Source organism: Paraburkholderia sp. RAU6.4a, assembly GCF_050435625.1.
In the GTDB taxonomy this organism is placed as follows: Bacteria; Pseudomonadota; Gammaproteobacteria; order Burkholderiales; family Burkholderiaceae; genus Paraburkholderia; species Paraburkholderia tuberum.
Genome location: NZ_JBNDKQ010000002.1, coordinates 601,522 through 619,481, shown reverse-complemented (window position 1 = coordinate 619,481; position 17,960 = coordinate 601,522). Strand labels below are relative to the sequence as shown.

The 17,960-nt window shown below is 66.0% G+C and carries 14 protein-coding genes; 3 read left to right on the top strand and 11 right to left on the bottom strand.

Features of this window, described 5'->3' with window-relative positions; all coding sequences use genetic code 11:
• The first annotated feature begins 31 nt into the window (after window positions 1-31).
• On the top strand, window positions 32-2,533 hold the full coding sequence (locus OKW40_RS07570; protein WP_429489037.1) for a penicillin-binding protein 1A: 2,502 nt from the start codon (window positions 32-34) through the stop codon (window positions 2,531-2,533).
• A gap of 84 nt (window positions 2,534-2,617) precedes the next feature.
• Here OKW40_RS07570 and OKW40_RS07565 read toward each other — a convergent pair whose 3' ends face one another.
• The 4 genes from OKW40_RS07565 to OKW40_RS07550 all read right to left on the bottom strand — a co-directional run bounded on the left by OKW40_RS07565 (window position 2,618) and on the right by OKW40_RS07550 (window position 9,134).
• Window positions 2,618-2,890 (bottom strand): hypothetical protein, encoded by a 273-nt coding sequence (locus OKW40_RS07565; protein WP_429355680.1) that lies wholly within the window; start codon window positions 2,888-2,890, stop codon window positions 2,618-2,620.
• Between the two features lie 390 nt (window positions 2,891-3,280).
• On the bottom strand, window positions 3,281-4,846 hold the full coding sequence (locus OKW40_RS07560) for an efflux transporter outer membrane subunit (protein WP_429489036.1): 1,566 nt from the start codon (window positions 4,844-4,846) through the stop codon (window positions 3,281-3,283).
• A gap of 14 nt (window positions 4,847-4,860) precedes the next feature.
• Window positions 4,861-7,989: an efflux RND transporter permease subunit gene (locus OKW40_RS07555; protein ID WP_429489034.1), complete on the bottom strand. Its 3,129-nt coding sequence runs from the start codon at window positions 7,987-7,989 to the stop codon at window positions 4,861-4,863.
• A complete protein-coding gene (locus tag OKW40_RS07550; RefSeq protein ID WP_429489032.1) occupies window positions 7,986-9,134 on the bottom strand; it encodes an efflux RND transporter periplasmic adaptor subunit in 1,149 nt (382 codons plus the stop codon). The genes OKW40_RS07555 and OKW40_RS07550 overlap by 4 nt, the downstream gene beginning before the upstream one ends.
• Before the next feature lie 218 nt (window positions 9,135-9,352).
• On the opposite strand from OKW40_RS07550, the gene OKW40_RS07545 reads away from it, so the two are divergent.
• Window positions 9,353-9,970: a TetR/AcrR family transcriptional regulator gene (locus OKW40_RS07545; RefSeq protein WP_090805323.1), complete on the top strand. Its 618-nt coding sequence runs from the start codon at window positions 9,353-9,355 to the stop codon at window positions 9,968-9,970.
• 85 nt (window positions 9,971-10,055) lie between these two features.
• On the opposite strand, the gene OKW40_RS07540 is transcribed toward OKW40_RS07545, so the two are convergent.
• A complete protein-coding gene (locus tag OKW40_RS07540) occupies window positions 10,056-10,268 on the bottom strand; it encodes a hypothetical protein (protein ID WP_184056745.1) in 213 nt (70 codons plus the stop codon).
• A gap of 270 nt (window positions 10,269-10,538) precedes the next feature.
• Here OKW40_RS07540 and OKW40_RS07535 point away from each other — a divergent pair, with 270 nt between their 5' ends.
• Window positions 10,539-11,603, top strand: coding sequence for a LysR family transcriptional regulator (locus OKW40_RS07535; RefSeq protein ID WP_429489030.1), 1,065 nt, complete (start codon window positions 10,539-10,541; stop codon window positions 11,601-11,603).
• Window positions 11,604-11,634: 31 nt separating this feature from the next.
• Here the strand turns inward: OKW40_RS07535 and OKW40_RS07530 are convergent, their stop codons facing one another.
• The 6 genes from OKW40_RS07530 to OKW40_RS07505 all read right to left on the bottom strand — a co-directional run bounded on the left by OKW40_RS07530 (window position 11,635) and on the right by OKW40_RS07505 (window position 17,871).
• The gene (locus OKW40_RS07530; protein ID WP_184022698.1) at window positions 11,635-11,865 is read right to left on the bottom strand and encodes a DUF2795 domain-containing protein; all 231 of its coding nucleotides are present in this window, start codon (window positions 11,863-11,865) and stop codon (window positions 11,635-11,637) included.
• Window positions 11,866-12,056: 191 nt separating this feature from the next.
• Entirely contained in the window at window positions 12,057-12,311 is a 255-nt protein-coding gene (locus tag OKW40_RS07525; RefSeq protein WP_184003891.1) for a hypothetical protein, read from the bottom strand.
• Between the two features lie 216 nt (window positions 12,312-12,527).
• Window positions 12,528-13,865 carry a C45 family autoproteolytic acyltransferase/hydolase gene (locus OKW40_RS07520; RefSeq protein ID WP_429489028.1) on the bottom strand — a complete coding sequence of 446 codons (1,338 nt, stop codon included), beginning with the start codon at window positions 13,863-13,865 and terminating at the stop codon, window positions 12,528-12,530.
• Window positions 13,866-14,006: 141 nt separating this feature from the next.
• Window positions 14,007-15,740 carry a ClcB-like voltage-gated chloride channel protein gene (locus OKW40_RS07515; protein WP_184056737.1) on the bottom strand — a complete coding sequence of 578 codons (1,734 nt, stop codon included), beginning with the start codon at window positions 15,738-15,740 and terminating at the stop codon, window positions 14,007-14,009.
• Between the two features lie 112 nt (window positions 15,741-15,852).
• Window positions 15,853-16,590 carry a glutathione S-transferase gene (locus tag OKW40_RS07510; protein WP_090805317.1) on the bottom strand — a complete coding sequence of 246 codons (738 nt, stop codon included), beginning with the start codon at window positions 16,588-16,590 and terminating at the stop codon, window positions 15,853-15,855.
• A gap of 201 nt (window positions 16,591-16,791) precedes the next feature.
• Entirely contained in the window at window positions 16,792-17,871 is a 1,080-nt protein-coding gene (locus tag OKW40_RS07505) for a YeiH family protein (RefSeq protein WP_429489026.1), read from the bottom strand.
• Between the last annotated feature and the right edge of the window lie 89 nt (window positions 17,872-17,960).

The window sequence follows — 17,960 nt, the reverse complement described above, 5'->3', positions numbered from 1 at the left end:
GGCGCGCAGTTGCGGGCCCATTATTCCAGTCATGCCAATCATCAAACGACCGCATTCCTCGAACTCTCCGGCCGGTGAAGACCGGGACTCCCACCAACGCACCCCTGGACGCAATGCCGCTTTGCGCGAGCCCGAGCGCGGCCGTCGTTCGATCGGCGCGTCGCTCGTGCTGTGGTTCTTCGGCCTGATCGCGACCGTCGTCGTGGTCGGGGCGCTGATCGTCGGCTATGCGCTCGTCGTGATGGGGCCGCAATTGCCGTCGCTCGACGCGCTGACCGACTATCGCCCGAAAGTGCCGCTGCGCGTCTACACCGCCGATCACGTGCTGATCGGCGAATTCGGCGAGGAGCGGCGCAGCCTCGTGCGCTTCCAGGACATCCCCGACCAGATGAAAAAAGCGGTGCTCGCGATCGAGGACTACCGCTTTTACGAACACGGCGGCGTCGACTTCGTCGGCATCCTGCGCGCCGGTTTCGCCGACCTTGCGCATGGCGGCGCGTCGCAGGGCGCGAGCACGATCACGATGCAGGTCGCGCGCAACTTCTTCCTCTCCAGCGAGAAGACGTACACGCGCAAGATCTACGAGATGCTGCTCGCGTACAAGATCGAGCGCGCGCTGACGAAAGACCAGATCCTCGAGCTGTACATGAACCAGATCTATCTGGGCGAGCGCGCGTACGGCTTCGCCGCGGCCGCGCGCGTGTACTTCGGCAAGGACCTGAAGGACCTCACGCTGGCCCAGGCCGCGATGCTCGCGGGCCTGCCGAAGGCGCCGTCCGCGTATAACCCGGTCGTCAATCCGAAGCGCGCGAAGATCCGTCAGGAGTACATCCTGCGACGCATGCTCGAGCTGAACTACATCACGCAGCAGCAGTACGACCAGGCCGTGAAGGAAGAGATTCACACGAAGAATCCGGGCAACGAGTACAGCGTGCACGCCGAGTACGTCGCCGAAATGGTGCGGCAGATGATGTACGCGCAGTACAAGGACGAAACCTATACGCGCGGCCTGAACGTGACCACCACGATCGATTCCGCCGATCAGGACGCCGCGTATCGCGCGGTGCGCAAGGGCGTGATGGACTACGAGCGGCGCCACGGCTATCGCGGACCGGAAGGCTTCGTGCAGTTGCCCGAGGCGGGCGACGACCGCGACCAGACGATCGACGACGCGCTGACCGATCACCCGGACAACGGCGAGATCATCGCCGGCGTGGTGACGGACGCGAGCCCGAAGCAGGTGGCCGCGCAACTGGTCGACGGCACCCAGGTGACGGTGTCGGGCGACGGCCTGCGCTTCGTCGCCGCGGCGCTGAGCCCGCGCGCGAACGCGACGCTGCGCATCAAGCCGGGTTCGATCGTGCGCCTCGTCGCCGACGACAAGGGCAACTGGCAGATCACGCAGTTGCCGCAGGTCGAGGGCGCGCTCGTGTCGCTGACGCCGCAGGACGGCGCGATCCGCGCGCTGATCGGCGGTTTCGACTTCAACAAGAACAAGTTCAACCACGTAACGCAAGCATGGCGGCAGCCGGGTTCGAGCTTCAAGCCGTTCATCTATTCGGCGGCGCTCGACAAGGGGCTCGCACCGGCGACGATCATCAACGACGCGCCGCTGTACTTCCCGCCGAGCACGCCGGGCGGCGACGCGTGGGAGCCGAAGGACGACGACCAGCCTGATGGTCCGATGTCGATGCGCGTCGCGCTGCAGAAGTCGAAGAACCTCGTGTCGATCCGCATCCTGTCGTTCATCGGCACCAGGTACGCGCAGGACTTCGTCACGCAGCGCTTCGGCTTCGACGCCGACAAGACCCCGCCGTATCTGCCGATGGCGCTGGGCGCGGGCCTCGTCACGCCGCTGCAGTCGGCGGGCGCGTACTCGGTGTTCGCGAACGGCGGCTACCGGATCAATCCGTATCTGATCAACGAAGTGACCGACGCGCGTGGCGTGGCGATCTCGCGCGCGCAGCCGCTCGTCGCTGGGCACGACGCGCCGCGCACGCTCGAGCCGCGTAACGCATACATCATGAACAGCCTGTTGCACTCGGTCGCGACCGCGGGTACGGGCGCGGGCACCAACGTGTTGAAGCGCTCGGACCTGCAGGGCAAGACCGGTACGACCAACGACGCGAAGGACGGCTGGTTCGCCGGCTATCAGCAGTCGCTGGTGGCGGTTGCGTGGATGGGCTACGACCAGCCGAAGAGTCTCGGCAGCCGCGAATTCGGCGCGCAGCTCGCGCTGCCGATCTGGGTCGAGTACATGCAGCGCGCGCTGCGCGGTGTGCCACAGGCCGAGCCGCAGCAACCCGACGGTGTGACGGTGATGAACGGCGAGCTGTTCTTTACCGACAAGTTGCCGGGGCAAGGCTTCGTCGCGAGCATCGGTCTCGATTCGGGCAATCCGATGGCCGGCGCGACCGATGCGGTGGGCGGGGTCGGCCCGGCGGGCATGACGCCGCCGGTGGTGCCGCCGCCGAGCGTGTCGACGACCGAGAAGAAGCAGATCATGGATCTGTTCGAATCGAACAAGCCTTGATGTCTCGGATGGCGGGTGCGCGGGGGGCCGCGGATTCTTAAGCGATACGGGCGCACCGTCCCGCTCTCGCCGCATACCGTCATGTCAGCGGCGAAACACCTCGACGCGAGGCACATCGTCGGAAAAAGCGGACTGAAGTGCCCACTCCTCGTAGCGTTTCGCGCCGGCAAGATGCTCTGATAACTTCATGGTCAGATCATGCCAGGCTGAATCGCCTTCCGGCACGGTCATGGTACGGCCATCGTCTAGCCGGACGAGCAATACGATCGAATTTCCAATCCATTGTTCTGACCGCGTAGCGACGATTTCGCGAATATCTTCCCAGGCAATGTGTTGCTCGCCTTGCTGATTTGTCACGACGAGACCCTTATCGCTCAGGGATAGAGCGAAGGAGAATCTTCGTCGTCATTCGATCAGAGACCGATCATTTGCCTCTCGAAGCGCAACGGTCGCAGTGGCTATCTGAGGCGCTTGCTCGTCTTGAGCCCGAGTTCAAAAGCTCGCAAGAGTGGGCAAGTTCTTTCGCGCCTCAAGCATGCATCGATCTGATAGCACGATTCAGTGATCGATAAACACCGTTGAGGCGCTGCAGAGCACGTGTCCTGTGGCTTGCTTCTGATTCGTTTCGCACCGTACAAACAAATCGTATTAGGTTCAATGCGTTAGTCCGTTGTTCAGACAGTTTTCAACAGGCTCATCAACACGAACTGGGGATAAGTGCGCCGCGTTCCGTACGGAATCCGAGATTTAGTTGGATGTCGCCGTGTTCGTCGTCCCAACCGATGCAGGCGCAGAAGCCGAAGTCGCCGCAGCCGATGATGCGCCTGCCTGATCAACCAGCGGATTCCCCATCGCCTGAAACAACGCCGCCGTATCCGTCAGCCGCGCGCTCATATAGCGGATCTCATCGAGCTGCGCGTTGCGCCATTGCTGCTCGCTCGAACGCGTCGCGGCGACGGGCAGCGCGCCGAGCCGATAGCGCGCCGAGGTCTCGTTGAACACACCCTGTGCCGAACGCGCGGCGACGTTCGCGGCGTCGAGCGACTGCGCGTCGTGCTCGAGTGAGGCGAGCGTGTCGGCGACGTTCTGAAACGCGGCCAGCACGGTCTGTTTGTACTGCGACACGCTCGCTTCATACGTGTGCTGCGCCGCGCGGCGCTGCGCGAGCAGCGCGCCGCCGTGAAACAGCGGTTGCGACAGCGACGCGCCGATGCTCCAGATGGCCCCCGCACCGGACATCGCGACCGGCCAGCTAAACCCGCCTTGTCCCATCGATGCCGACAGCGACAGACTCGGGAACATCTGCGCGGTGGCGACGCCGACATCGGTCGCAGCGGCCTTCAGCGCGGCGTCGGCGGCCTCGATGTCGGGCCGCGTGCGCAGCAGCTCCGACGGCACCACCACCGGCACCTGCTCCGGCACATGCAACTGCGCGAGATCGATGTCGTCGGGCGCGGCATCGGGTGTGCGGCCAAGCAGCACCGCGAGCGCGTGACGCGTAGTGAGCCACTGTTGCTTCAGCGCCGGCAGACTCGCCGACACGCTCGCCGCGCTCTGCTGCGCGTTCAGCAGATCGGCATGCGATACCGCACCGAGCGCGAAGCGCCGCTCGGTATCGCGCGCCTGATCGTTGGCGAGGACCACGAGCCGCTCGGTCGTGTCGATCTGAGCATGCAGCGCGGCGCTCGTGATCGTCGCGGTCACGATGTTCGCGGCGAGCGCGCGCCGCGCCGCCTCGAGCTGGTAGACCTGCACGTTCACGCGCGCGGCGAGCGCCGCGTTCGCGAGCCGCGCGGCGCCGAACAGATCGAACGTGTAGTGCGCCTGCAACTGACCGACGAACACGTTGTACAGAAACGTGTTCGGTCCGATCTCGGGGATCGCGAGCGCGCGATTGCGGGTGGCCTGGCCGCCGGCGTCGATGGTCGGCAGCAGCGAGCTGCCGACCTGCGCGCGCAATTGCTCGCGCGCGGCCGCGAGACTGCGGTCGGTCGCGTCGAGCGTCGGACTATTGCGCAGGCCATCGTCGACGAGCGCGTTCAGCGCATCCGAGCGGTACAGCTTCCACCATTCGGGCACCGGCTGCGCGCCGGTCACGAACTGCTGCGAGACGCCCTGCGCGGGCACGGTTTGCGTCGGTAGCGGCTCGGCACCGTAGTGCGCGGGCTGCGGCATCGCGGGCGCGTCGCCGTTCGGTCCGAACGAGCAGGCGCCGAGCATGCAGGTGATGCTGGCGATGCTCGCGGCAAGCGTGGTGCGGGCCAGCGCGTCGAAGCGCGCGCGGCGGTGGCGGGATAGGGCGGGAATAGTCATGCTCGTGCTCATGCTCAGTTACCCGTGTGCGTGGCGCCGGCACCGGACGGCGTCTGCGGCTCGCGCTCGTCGGCGCGTACGCGGAACGACGCGGCGTACAACGCGGGCAGATAGAACAGCGTGAGGATCGTCGCGCTCGTGATGCCGCCCATCAGCGCGGTGGCCATCGGCCCGAAGAAGTTCGAGCGCAGCAGCGGGATCAGCGCGAGCACGGCGGCCGCGGCGGTCAGCGTGATCGGCCGGAACCGCCGCACGGTCGCGCCGACGATCGCATCGAAACGCTTGTGCCCCGACGCAATGTCCTGCTCGATCTGATCGACGAGAATCACCGAGTTGCGCATGATGATGCCGAACATCGCGATCACGCCGAGCATCGCGACGAAGCCGAACGGCTGGCCGAACAGCAGCAAGGTGAGCACGACGCCGATCAGGCCGAGCGGCGCGGTCAGCACGACCATCAGCACGCGCGCGAAGCTTTGCAGCTGGATCATCAGCAGCGTGAGCACCGCGATCACCATGATCGGAATCTGCGCGTTGATCGAGGTTTGACCCTTCGCGCTTTCCTCGACTGAGCCGCCGATCTCGATCCGGTAGCCGACCGGCAGCGTCGCGCGGATCGGCGCGAGCGCGCGGTCCACCGCGTGCGTGACGTCGATGCCTTGCGCGCCGGCCGACACGTCCGACTGCACGGTGATGGTCGGCTGACGGTCGCGTTCCCAGATCACGCCGTATTCGAGATCGTTGCGCAGATGTCCGAGCGTGCCGAGCGGCACCGGGCCGTTGGGCGTCGGCATCGCGAGCGCGGTCAGCTGCGACGGGTCGACGCGTTCGGCGCGCGGCGCGCGCAGATCGACGCTGATCAGCTTGTCGCGCTCGCGATACTGCGTGACCGTGTAGCCGGACATCGTCATCGCGAGGAAGCTGGCGATGTCTTCGGACGTCACGCCGAGTTCGCGCGCACGTTTCTGGTCGATCTCGAAGCGCACCGAGCGCTCGGCGGGTTCGTCCCAGTCGAACTGCACGTTGCGCGTGCCGCGATTGGCGCGCATCGTCGCGGCGACGCGTTCGGCGATCGAGCGCACGGTCGCGATGTCGTCGCCGCTCACGCGGAACTGCACCGGATAGCCGACCGGCGGCCCGTTCTCGAGGCGCGACAGGCGCGTGCGGATCGCCGGGAAGTTGTTGAGCAACTCCGGTTCGAGCCACTGCGCGAGCTTCTCGCGATCCTTGACCGACTTCGCGGTGATCACGAACTGTGCGAAGTTCGGCTGCTGCAATTGCTGATCGAGCGGCAGATAGAAGCGCGGCGCGCCGGTGCCGACGAAGCTGACTGAGTGATCGATTTCAGGCCGGCCTTTGAGAACCTGCTCGAGGCGCTGCGCCTGGCGCAGCGTTGCATCGAACGACGCGCCTTCGGGCAGCCGCACATCGACCAGCAACTCCGGCCGGTCCGAGCTCGGGAAGAACTGCTGCGGCACGAGCGAGAAGCCGGCCATCGCGAGCACGAACAGCAGCACGGTGATCGCGAGCACGACGAAGCGCCGCTCGATGCACCAGCCGATCCAGCCGCGCAAACGCGTGTAGAAGCGCGTGTCGTAGATGTCATGTTCGTGATCGTCAGGCTCGTGCGCATGGCGCTTGCGCTCGGGCAGCATGTGATAGCCGAGCAGCGGAATCAGCACGACCGCCGCGAGCCACGACGCGATCAGCGCGATCGCCGACACCTCGAAGATCGAGCGCGTGTACTCGCCGGTGCTCGACTTCGCGAGCGCGATCGGCAGGAAGCCGGACACGGTGACGAGCGTGCCGGTCAGCATCGGAAACGCGGTGCTGGTGTACGCGAAGGCCGCGGCGCGCGTGCGGTTCCAGCCTTGCTCGAGCTTCACCGACATCATTTCGACCGCGATGATCGCATCGTCGACGAGCAGGCCGAGCGCGAGCACGAGTGTGCCGAGCGATACCTTGTGCAGGCCGATATCGAACAGGTACATGCACAGCGCGGTGACCGCGAGCACCACCGGAATCGAGATCACGACCACCATGCCGGTGCGCACGCCGAGCGACACGAGGCTCACGACCAGCACGATCGCGACCGCTTCGGCGACCGCTTCGAGGAAGTCGTCGACCGAGCGCGCGACCGCGTGCGGCATGCTCGATACTTCGACGAGATTCAATCCGGCGGGCAGCGCGGCGCGCAGTTGGGTCATCTGCTGATCGAGCGCGCGGCCGAGGCGGATCACGTCGCCGCCCGGCTGCATCGTCACGCCGATACCGAGCACGGGTTTGCCGCCGAAGCGCATCTGCGTGACGACCGGGTCGTCGTAGCCGCGCTTGATCGTCGCGATGTCGCCGAGACGCAACGTGCGGTTGTTGATGCGGATCAGCGTGTCGGCGAGCGCGCCCACGTCGTTGAACTGGCCGCTCGGGCGCACGAACACGCGGTCGTCCGTGGTGGTCAGCGTACCCGCGGGAGCGATCGTGTTCTGCGCGTTGATCGCCTGCCCAAGCTGTTGTGGCGAGATGCCGAGACGCGTCAACTGCGTGTTCGCGATCTCGATGTAGATGTGCTGATCGGGATCGCCGAAATAGTCGACCTTGCCGACGCCCGGCACGCGCAGCAGCACCGAGCGTAGCTGGTCCGCGTAATCGTGCAGTTGCGCGGCGGAAAAGCCGTCGCCTTCGAGCGTGTAGATGTTGGTGTAGACGTCGCCGAATTCGTCGTTGAAGAACGGGCCCTGGATGCCCGGCGGCAAGGTCGACGCGATGTCGCCGACTTTCTTGCGCACCTGGTACCACGTCTCGGGCACCTGGCTCACCGGCGCCGAGTCCTTCATCGTGAAGAAGATCAGCGATTCGCCGGGACGCGAGTAGCTGCGCACGAAATCGATGTACGGCGTTTCCTGCAGCTTGCGGCCGATGCGATCGGTCAGCTGCTCCTGCACCTGGCGCGCGGTGGCACCCGGCCAGTACGTGCGGATCACCATCACGCGGAACGTGAAGGGCGGGTCTTCCGACTGCGCGAGCCGCGTGTAGGCGAGGATGCCGAACGCGGTGGCGAGCGCGATCAGGAATACGACCAGCGCCTGATGACGCAGCGCCCACGCGGACAGATTGAAGCGTCCTTCTTCGTGCGACGTGCTCATGAAGCGAAGTCCTCGGGATGCAGCGGCGCGATCGCGCGGACTTTCTGGCCGGCGCTCACGGTGTGCACGCCCTGCAGCACGACGCTTTCGCCATCTTTCAGGCCATCGCTGACGACGAACGTGCGCTCGTAGTAGCGCGTGACGGTCACGCGACGCAGCTCGAGCGTGTTGTCCGCGGCGCGCACGACCCACACGGCCGGTTCGCGCCCCTCGTGAAACAGCGCGGTGACCGGCAGCGTGAACACGCCGTGCTGCGCGGCCGCCGCGGCGAGCGGCACGGCCGGCGTGACGTCGGCGGTCATGCCGAGGCGCACGTCGGCGCCGGCATCGAGCAGGGTCAGACGCGCGCGCCAGGTGCGGCTCTGCGGATCGGCGGCCGGCGACAGCTCGCGCACGCGTGCGCCGAGCTTGCGGCCCGGCAGCGCGGGGAGCGTGACGCTCGCGTTCTGGCCGACCGCGAATGCGGCGAGCGCGCTTTCGGGCACGTCGCACAGCACGTCGACGTCGCCGCTCCACGCGAGGTTGTAGACGGCCTGACCCGCCGACACGTTCTGGCCCGTGTCCGCCTGTTCAGCCGTGATGACGCCCGCATGACCGGTGACGAGCGTCGTGTACTGCAGCTGGTTCTTCGCGAGTGCCGCCTGCTGCTGCGCCTGATCGCGCTGCGCGAGCGCGGACGCGTAGGCGTTGGTGGTCTGTTCGAGCTGCGCGGGCGCGATCAGGTTTTCTTTGGCCTGCGCCCTGTCGCGTTCGAGCTGCTGCTGCGCATAGACGAGGTTGTGCTGCGCGGCGTCGAGCTGCGCCTGCGTGCTCGCGGCGTTTTTCTGCGCATCGGCCGGGTCGAGCAGCGCGACGACTTCGCCGCTTTTCACCGTGTCGCCGAGCCGTACCCGCCGCTCGATGATCTTGCCAGCGACGCGGAACGACAGCGGCGTCGAATAGCGCGCCTGCACTTCGCCGGGCAGCGACGCCGCCTGCAGCGCGTGGCCGTCCGCATGCACGGCGAGCGCGACCACCGGGCGCGGCGCGGGTGCCGCGGCTTCCTTCTTCGAGCAGGCCGCGAGCGCTAGCACGCCTGCCAGCGCCAGCGCGCAGGTCTGCCTGGAGAAACCGCGGTGAGAGGATGGGGGAGACTGCTGGCGCATCGCTGACGATGCGGGAGAACCGGGACGCTTCACAATTACCCCAACTGGAGACAGCGAACGAACACGGCAAGCCGCGCGGCCCGCCAGCGAAGACCCGCATGCCGCGTCATGCTAATGGCATACAGGGATGGCTTTGAATGACGAAATGCATTCTAATACACTCATGTATCTGAATGCACAGATGGATTTGAATTCTTTTGGGTGCTAGGCTTGCGGCCATGAAACGTCAAAGACTGACAAGAGAGCAGAGCAAGGACCAGACGCGGGAGCGGCTGCTCGATGCCGCGCAGGCAATTTTCATGAAGAAGGGCTTCGTCGCGGCGAGTGTCGAGGACATCGCGGCGGCGGCTGGCTATACACGCGGCGCGTTCTATTCGAACTTCCGCAGCAAGACCGAGCTGTTTCTGGAGCTATTGCGGCGCGATCACGAAGCGATGCAGGCGGGCCTGCATGCGATCTTCGAAAGCGCGGCGTCGCGCGAGGAGATGGAGGCGCGCGTGCTGCGCTACTACAGCTCGCTGCATCGCGAGAACAAGTGCTTTCTGTTGTGGGTCGAGGCGAAGCTGCTGGCGGTGCGCGACGGCCGTTTCCGGCTGCGCTTCAACGCGTTCATGCACGAAAAGATCGAACAGTTGAGCGCCTATGTGCGCGAGTTCTCGGAGCGCGTGGGCACGCCGATGTCGATGCCGCCCGAGCAGCTCGCGATCGGCCTGATGGGTCTGTGCGACGGCGTGCAGTTCTTCTACACGGTCGATCCGCAGAATGTCCCGGCGGAGATGGCCGAAACGGTGCTGGCGGGGTTTTTCTCGCGCGTGGTGTTCGGGCGCGATGCGTAACGGTAGGCGTTGAGCCTGGAGGCGCGGATGCGCGAATGCGCGACCCGGAGGGATCGCGCATCAGATACGGTTCAAGGCGGAAAAATCATTCGACCGGCAGTCGCGCGCAGGCCTCGGCGGCGGGCGCCGCGCACGCGAACGCGTACTGGCCGCTGGCGTCGAGGAATTTTTCCCCAGCGTGCAGGGCAACCTTGATATCGGGGCAGCGCTCGTAAGCGATATAGGCCGAGCTCGCGGCGGCCGACCAGCAAACCAGCGAAAACGCGATCTTTTCCAGCAGACGAAAACGATGTGGCATGGCGGTGTAGCGGTAACTTTCTTTGGCCGCCATCTTACCAGCAAACTAGGGTTTATACCTAGCTAAAATCCACGATAGACGCCGTAATAGTGGCGCGAGGGACACGCCGCGGCGAATCTGACCGGAATGTCATGTCTGGGTCAGGGTTGGGACATGTCCTATCGCTAGAATCGGTTGCGTTGGGCGGACCTGCGCGCGCCCATGCGGCGCGGGTCGACACAGGCGGCAACGGTTGCGCCGGCCCGGCTTTACCGAGGCAGGAGTGGTCCCATGAATCAACTGCAGTCGATGCGCGTGTTCGTCAAGGTGGCGGACCTCGGCAGTTTCGTCGGCGCGTCGGGCGCGCTGGATCTGTCTACCGCGGTCGTCACGCGGCACGTCGCGGATCTCGAAGCGCGGCTCGGCACGCGACTGCTGAACCGCACCACCCGCCGTCTTTCGCTGACCGAATCCGGCGCGACCTATCTGGAGCGCGTACGCCACATCCTCGCCGATCTCGAGAGCGTCGAGCAGATGGTGGTGGCGCGCAATCACGAGCCGGTCGGCACGCTGCGCATCGTCGCGCCGGTCGTGTTCGGATTGCACAGTCTCGCGCCGGTCGTGCAGTCGTACGCGGCGCGCTATCCCGACGTGGTGCCCGACGTCACGCTCGCCGACCGCCACGTCGATCTGGTCGAAGAGGGCTTCGACGTCGGCATCCTGGCTGCGCGGCACATGCGCAGCGCGAGCATCGTCACGCGGCGGTTGACGACCGGCTACATGACGGTTTGCGCGACGCCCGAGTATCTGGCGCAACACGGCACGCCGAAGCGCCCCGAGGATCTGCTCAGGCATTCGTGCCTGAGCAGGCCGGCCGAGCAGGGCGGCGAGGAGCGGTTGTTCAATGGGCCGGACGGCGAAGTGCGGGTGCGGCCGACCAACGCGATCGCGGCGAACAACGCCGAGATGCTGCGGCAGTTCGCGCTGCTCGGCATGGGCGTGGCGATCCTGCCGAGCTACCTGATCGGCCGTGATCTGACGGCGGGGCGGCTCGTGCGTCTGCTCGACGCGTACAGTCTGCCGCCCATCGAAATCACGATTGCGTATCCGAGCCGCCTGCATCTGCCGGCGAAGGTGCGGACGTTCATCGACCATCTGGTCGAGCATTTCCAGCCGGACAGCGCGCAGGCGCGGGATTCCCGTAGCGTGGCGCCGGTGCGGGTGGTGGCCGGGGTGAGCGGGTCCGACGCCCCGACGGCGCGCGAGATCGCCGACGACGCGCTCGAAAACAGCCGCACGACGCGCCGTGTGACGCGGGTGGCGCGCGCGCGGATCGCGGCGTCGTCGCAGTTCTGACGTGTGAGCTGAGGCGAGGTTGAATCCGGGTTCAGATCCCCAGGCCCGGGCCATAGTTGCCGCCGATCAGGCGCGTGACCGACTCGATGTCGACATAATCCTGCTCCGGCATACCATCGAGCATCGCCAACACCTCGTTGCTCGCGCCGGCTTCGCGCGCGGCGTCGACGAGTGCGTCCTTGTTGGTCGGGAATTCGACTTCGCTGAGAAAATCGGCGATCTGCAGATCGATCGATTCGCCGGGGATGTCCGAGGCCGTCATGCGCATGCTCCTGGTGAGCTTGAGTTAGTCACGTCGTTATTGCTGCCACGAAAAGCCAGCGCCTCGCCGCGATGAGTTTCTCGCAGTCTGTTGCAATCCCGCGCGCACGCCACCCCATCGTCATGACAGCCGGCGCAAACCGGGCAGGCGCGCCGTCGTAGCCGCGCCGCCGCCCGCCGTTGCGGCGGCCCTCACGTGGTCAGATGCTCGTTCTGCCCGGTCAGGCTGCGTTCCAGATGTCGGGACTTCGGCAGCGCAATATGCTCCCAGTGCTGCGGACGGCTGGCGTCGGTGCTCGACACATCTGGGGCCGGAGGCGCGACCGGCGCGGCGTTCGCGCGTTGCGCGAGCGTGATGGAATCCGTGCTGTCCGAGGCGGTATGAACCGGCGCGGCAAAGCACGAGGCTGACAGCGTCACCATGATTAACAGTGTCGAGGTTTTCATCGCCCGACCTCCTAAAGCTCATGCGGCGCTGACAATCGAGCAAACCCTGTGCCGTCCCGCGTCGAGAGGACGGTGCAAGCCGAGGACGGCATGGCGCTGCGCGGCCCAGGCTCCTTACCATCTTAGATGGCAAATACTGCAACGCGCGCACATTTGCGACAAAACCGGATTGTAGATTCGATCATCGCACGAACAGGCGCGCGCGTCCGCCATGCGCTAGCGCAGCACATCGAAGCGCGTCCACGGCCACGACGGCCGGTCGCGCATATAGCCGTTCAGCCAGTTCCACTGCGGATGCCGCTTCATGAACGCCTGTGCGTCGAACGGCCGGCCGCACGGATGCCCCCAGCGCGCGGTGAAGGCCATCTCGCGGGCCAGTTCGCTGTCGATCACCTTGCCGTCGTTCGCGCCCCACGGATTGAACGGCCCGTGATCGGTGCCGCCGAAGCGCGCGTCGTCGAGCTCCAGATGCCCGCAGATCGTGCGCGAGCACGGGTTGTCGTTGCGATCGAGATAGACGTCGTGATGATCGGCGATCATCTGCTTCGCGAGCTCGACGTCGATGCTGCCGCGATGCAGTTCCTCGAGCTGCATGAAACGCAGACGCCGCGCGCCGTTCTTGCGCACGTCGGTATAGTCCTCGCCTTCGCCGATGCATTCCTGGTTGCGGATCTTCAGATCCGTCGCGGTGTTGTAGCCGCTGTAGAAACCGTCTTTGGTGGTCTCGAAGCCCGCATAGTGCAGCCCGAGTTCGTAACGCGCGATCTCGCCGGTCTTCGTGTCGCCGAGCAGCCAACTGTTCGCGTAGCCGCCGTTGTTCGCGAGCGAGAACATGTCGCACCATTCCTTGATGCTGTTCGCATATTGCGACGCGCGCCGCGAGCGATAGAACTCGGGCGCACCGGCCGCGTTGTAGCCCGCGAAGTTCGAGATCGTCGTTTCGGTGATCATCAGGCCGGCCGCCGTGACCCAGAAATCGGTCAGGCTCGAGATGCAGCCCGGCAGGCCCTGCATCAGGATGCGGTTGCCGCGGTCGGGCACGATGTCGAACACGACGTTGAACGCGTCGCCGGCCGCATAGCGGTCCCACGAGTTGTGCGCCATCACGATGCGGCCGTCGCGCGTCGCGTTGCCGGTTGCGATGAACGCGCTGCAGTGGTGACCGCGCCGGCCGCGCCACAGTTTGGCGCCCAGATGCGGCTGCGCCTGCGCGGCGTGCGTCGGCCACCAGCTTTGCAGCAGATCCATGTAGCCGTTCCACGCGAGCACTTCGGCGAACGGCAGCTTCGCGCCGTCGGCGATGCCATGGATTTCATCGGCGAATTCGGTGTCGAGCTTGCTCGCGAACTGGCTCGTCGCGGCATTGACGAAGGTGTCGAACTCCTCCCCGGTGTCCCATTTGGCGAGATAGCGCGCGGTGCGGATCGCGTTTCTGATTTCGTCGGCGAGCAACTGGCCGTGCTGCTCGCCGCGATCGTACGGCTCGCCTTCGATATGCACGAAAATCCAGCCGGCCTGATCGCGGCGTACGGCCTCGGGGGACGGTTCGCTCATCTTCGCTCCGACGCTACGGCGGGCGCTGTCGCTGCGCCCAAGCTGGGCTCACGCGTGCCGGCCGCGTGAAGGGCCGGCGGTCTGTCCATTGTAGAGAATCCGCGGCGCTTTGCATCGCGCCCCGCGAAGCCTTCGAAAGCTCTAGCGCGACGGACTCATGCGGAAGTACGCATCGAGCAGCGAGGTCTTGTAGACGACGCCGGCGAGCTTCGGATGCGCGGTGCTTTCGATCACCGGCAGCCGCTCGCCCTGAAACGCCATGAAGTGCTGTAACGCGATGGCGAGCGACATGTCCGGCGTCAGCACGTCGAAATGCGGCTGCAGATAATCGGCGGCGGTTTTCATCGACGTTTCACGCCGCTCGAGCAGATCGGACGTGATGTCCTTCAGCGCGACCACGCCGAGAAACGCGCCCGAGTCGTTCGCGACGTACAGATACTTGACCGGATACTCGAGGAACACGCGCGTCATGTCGTGCACGGTCGCGTTCGGCGGCACGACGGTCTGCGCGGGGCGGATCAGCTCGCGCATCTGCGTCGCGCGCAATCGCGAGCGCTCCTGCTCCTCGCGATTGCGGCGCAGCGTGATCTCGTACATCGAGGTCTTGCCGATCGCGCGAGCGATGAAATACGCGACCACGCACGACAGCATCAGCGGCAGCACGACCTGATAGCTCAACGTCATCTCGAAGATCATCAGGATCGCCATCAGCGGCGCCTGGGTCGCGCCCGCGAGGAATGCGCCCATGCCGACCATCGCATAGGCGTAAGCGGCCGACGTCGCATGCGGCCACAACGCGTGCATGCCCTGGCCGAACAGCGAGCCGACCGCCGCGCCGACGAACAGCGTCGGCGTGAACACACCGCCCACCGCGCCGGAGCCGGCCGTCGCCGCGGTCGCCGCGAGCTTGCAGACGAGCACCAGCAGGAGCGCGGACCATGTCCACGGCGAATGCAGGATCGAGTTCACGACGCTGTAGCCGTTGCCCCACACCTCGGGCTCCGCGACCGAAATGATGCCGACCACGAGACCGCCGAGCGCGAGCCGCACCGGCAACGCCACCGGCAGCTTGCGAAAGGCCGCCTTCGATGCGTTGAGCAGCCGCAGAAACTGCGGCGCGGCCGCGCCGCACAGCGCGCCGAGCGCGACGAACAGCAGCACCTCGGGACCGGTCACGGTCGGAAACTCCGGCATCTCGTAGGGCGGCTTGTAGCCGGCGAACTCGCGCATCGTGATGTTCGCGACGACCGCTGCGACCAGCACCGGCCCGAAGCTTTCCATCGCGATCGAGCCGAGAACGATCTCGGTGACGAAAAACGCGCCCGCGATCGGCGCGCTGTACGCGGACGTGATACCGGCCGCCGCGCCGCACGCGACGAGCAGGCGCAGCCGCGGCGGATCGAAGTGGACCCAGCGGCCGATCAGCGACGAGGCGAGCGCCGCGAGCTGCACCATCGGACCTTCACGACCGATCGAACCGCCGCTCGCGATCGTAAACAGCGACGACACGCTGCGCCACAGGCTCAGGCGCACCGGCACGACGCCGTCGCCGATCGCGACCGCTTCCATGTAGTCGGTGTGCGTTTTCGTGTCGGCGTGACGCTGCGCAATCAGCAGGAAAATGCCGGCGACGAGACCACCCGCGGCCGGCAGCCAGATGCGCATGGTCCACGGTAGGCTGCGCGCCATGTCGACGAAGCTGCCGGAGCGGCCGGCAATCGCCAGTTGCAGCAGTTCGATGCCCTTGCGAAACACGATGGTCGCCAACGCGCCGGCAATGCCGACCACAACGGCCCAGACCAGCACCGTATGGGCTTCTGAGAGGCGGAAAACGCTTTGGGCGCGGGTGCGCAGCTTCAGCAGAAATGAAAGCACGTCGTCGGTACGGGGCGTGAAGGAAGGTTGAAAAAACCGCGGCGCAACAGCAGCGCGCCCGCCTCGAATGGCGGGCGCGCGGCGGCGAGCGGGCGGAGGCGGGCGGCGCGGTTCAAGTCGCCGCCTTGTCGAGTTCAGGATAGTGCCGGAAGATGCAGCTTTCGTTATGGCCGATGCGCCGGTCCGAGTCCAGATACGCGGCGATGTTCGGTCTTGCGATCACGGCGTCGTGCAGCGCGGCGAGCCGCGGATAGTGCTCGCCGAAGCGCTTCAGCGCGCGCGGAAACGCGTACAGCAGACCGTCGATCAGCTGGAACATCGACAGGTCCACATAGGTCAGCGTGTCGCCGACCATGAAGCTGTCGCCGGCCGGATTCTGCGCGAGCACGCGCTCGAAGTACGACATGAACTTCGGAATCCGATGATCGATGAAATCGTGCGCGCGCACCTTCGCCGCGTCTTTCTGCTCCTCGTAGTAGAGGCCGCTCGCGAGCGGATGGTGGGTGTCGTGCGCTTCGGTGACGACGTCGGCGATCGTCAGCTGCAGGCCGTTCGCGACATAGCGCAGGCTGTCCACCTCCGGCGCCAGCTTGAGCCGCGGGCCGAGATAGAACAGGATGTTGGCGGTCTGCGCGATCACCAGATCGCCGTCTTTCAGAAACGGTGGCGCGAACGGCGGATACGGCTCGTCGGGGCTTTGCATCACCGCCATCATCGCCTTGGTGCCAAGGCCCTTCGAAGGCTTGCCGCGCGCGACTTCGACATAGTCGACGCCGGCTTCCTCCAGCGCGAGCCGCACGAATTCGCCGCGGCCTTGCAGGCCATCCCAGTAGTACAGTTCCAGGCTCATCGATCGATCCTCATTCCGGTCGCCCGGACGCGTCGCGGCAAGGCGGTTTCACCGCTGCCATCGGACGTCGCGCACGGGCGGGTTGGGGGGCAAAGTTCGCAGCAACGAGTATGCCGTGTGATCGGCCGGGATGGTGCGCCAGAAAGCGCAAAACCCCGCGCGCGGCGGGGTGTCGGGGAAGGCGGGAGAGCCGGCGACGGCTTAGTGGAACAGGTGCTGGACGGTCCATGTGATGCCGAGTCCGCCGGCGATCAGCCATACATACAGAATCAGGCCGGTGGTCAGCGCGCGCGGACCCGCTTCGCGAATCTGCGAGAAGCGCGTTTCCATGCCGAGTGCGGTCATCGCCATCGTCAGCGCGAAGGTGTCGAACAGGTTCAGCGTCGAGGTGGCGCTTTCCGGCAGCACATGCAGCGAGTTGATCGCCACGCAGGCGAGGAAGCCGAGTGCGAACCAGGGGATCGCCAGCTTGCGCGGGGCGGCGCCGTCCGTGCCGTCATCCTTCGCGCCGCGCGTCGCGCGGTTCACCCACAGGCCGACCACCAGCAATACCGGCACGAGCAGCATCACGCGGGTCATCTTGACGATCGTCGCGATGTGCGTCGCTTCGGGGCTCACGTTGCTCGCCGCGCCGACCACCTGCGCGACCTCGTGGATCGTGCCGCCGAAGAACAGGCCGGCGCCGACCGTGTCGAGATGCAGCCAGCCTGCGTTGAACAGCACCGGGTAGAGGAACATCGACAGCGTGCCGAACAGCACGACGCTGCCGACCGCCATCGCGCTCTTGTGCGGCTTCGACTGCAGCGTCGATTCGAACGCGAGCACAGCGGCCGCGCCGCAGATCGCGCTGCCGGCCGCCGTCAGGAGCGCGGTGTCGCGATCGAGCTTCATGATTTTCATGCCGGCCCAGGTGCCGATCACGAGCGTGCTGACGACGATCAGCACCGACTCCGCGAGACCCGGCAGGCCGACCTGGGCGATTTCCTGCAGGCTCACACGCAAGCCGAAGAACGCGACCGCGATGCGCAGCAGCTTGCGCGCCGAGAAATTCACGCCGGCCGCCCAACTGACCGGCATGCTGTCGCGCAGCGCGTTGCCGTAGATCGCCCCCGCGACGATGCCGACGATCAGCGGACTCAGGCCAAGGCCGGCAATCGCCGGAATCGCCGCGATGCGCGTGACCGCGGCGGCGAACAGCGCGACGAACAGTACGCCGTTGAGCTGGCCGCGGGTGGACAGCGCGGGGGAGGCGGCGGCGAGCGGGGCGGTGGGTGTGGACATGATCGGTGGTTTCGTAACGGACTTGCGTGGGACTGCATAAGCAGCAATGGAGCTAATCCTAAATAAGATATATCGATATGAAAAATCGT

Excerpts from the sequence above, each read along its gene's own strand:
- OKW40_RS07570 (WP_429489037.1), top strand. The coding sequence starts at position 32 with ATGCCAATCATCAAACGACCGCATTCCTCGAACTCTCCGGCCGGTGAA.
- OKW40_RS07560 (WP_429489036.1), bottom strand. The coding sequence starts at position 4,846 with ATGACTATTCCCGCCCTATCCCGCCACCGCCGCGCGCGCTTCGACGCG.
- OKW40_RS07555 (WP_429489034.1), bottom strand. The coding sequence starts at position 7,989 with ATGAGCACGTCGCACGAAGAAGGACGCTTCAATCTGTCCGCGTGGGCG.
- OKW40_RS07550 (WP_429489032.1), bottom strand. The coding sequence starts at position 9,134 with ATGCGCCAGCAGTCTCCCCCATCCTCTCACCGCGGTTTCTCCAGGCAG.
- OKW40_RS07545 (WP_090805323.1), top strand. The coding sequence starts at position 9,353 with ATGAAACGTCAAAGACTGACAAGAGAGCAGAGCAAGGACCAGACGCGG.
- OKW40_RS07540 (WP_184056745.1), bottom strand. The coding sequence starts at position 10,268 with ATGCCACATCGTTTTCGTCTGCTGGAAAAGATCGCGTTTTCGCTGGTT.
- OKW40_RS07535 (WP_429489030.1), top strand. The coding sequence starts at position 10,539 with ATGAATCAACTGCAGTCGATGCGCGTGTTCGTCAAGGTGGCGGACCTC.
- OKW40_RS07530 (WP_184022698.1), bottom strand. The coding sequence starts at position 11,865 with ATGACGGCCTCGGACATCCCCGGCGAATCGATCGATCTGCAGATCGCC.
- OKW40_RS07525 (WP_184003891.1), bottom strand. The coding sequence starts at position 12,311 with ATGAAAACCTCGACACTGTTAATCATGGTGACGCTGTCAGCCTCGTGC.
- OKW40_RS07520 (WP_429489028.1), bottom strand. The coding sequence starts at position 13,865 with ATGAGCGAACCGTCCCCCGAGGCCGTACGCCGCGATCAGGCCGGCTGG.
- OKW40_RS07510 (WP_090805317.1), bottom strand. The coding sequence starts at position 16,590 with ATGAGCCTGGAACTGTACTACTGGGATGGCCTGCAAGGCCGCGGCGAA.
- OKW40_RS07505 (WP_429489026.1), bottom strand. The coding sequence starts at position 17,871 with ATGTCCACACCCACCGCCCCGCTCGCCGCCGCCTCCCCCGCGCTGTCC.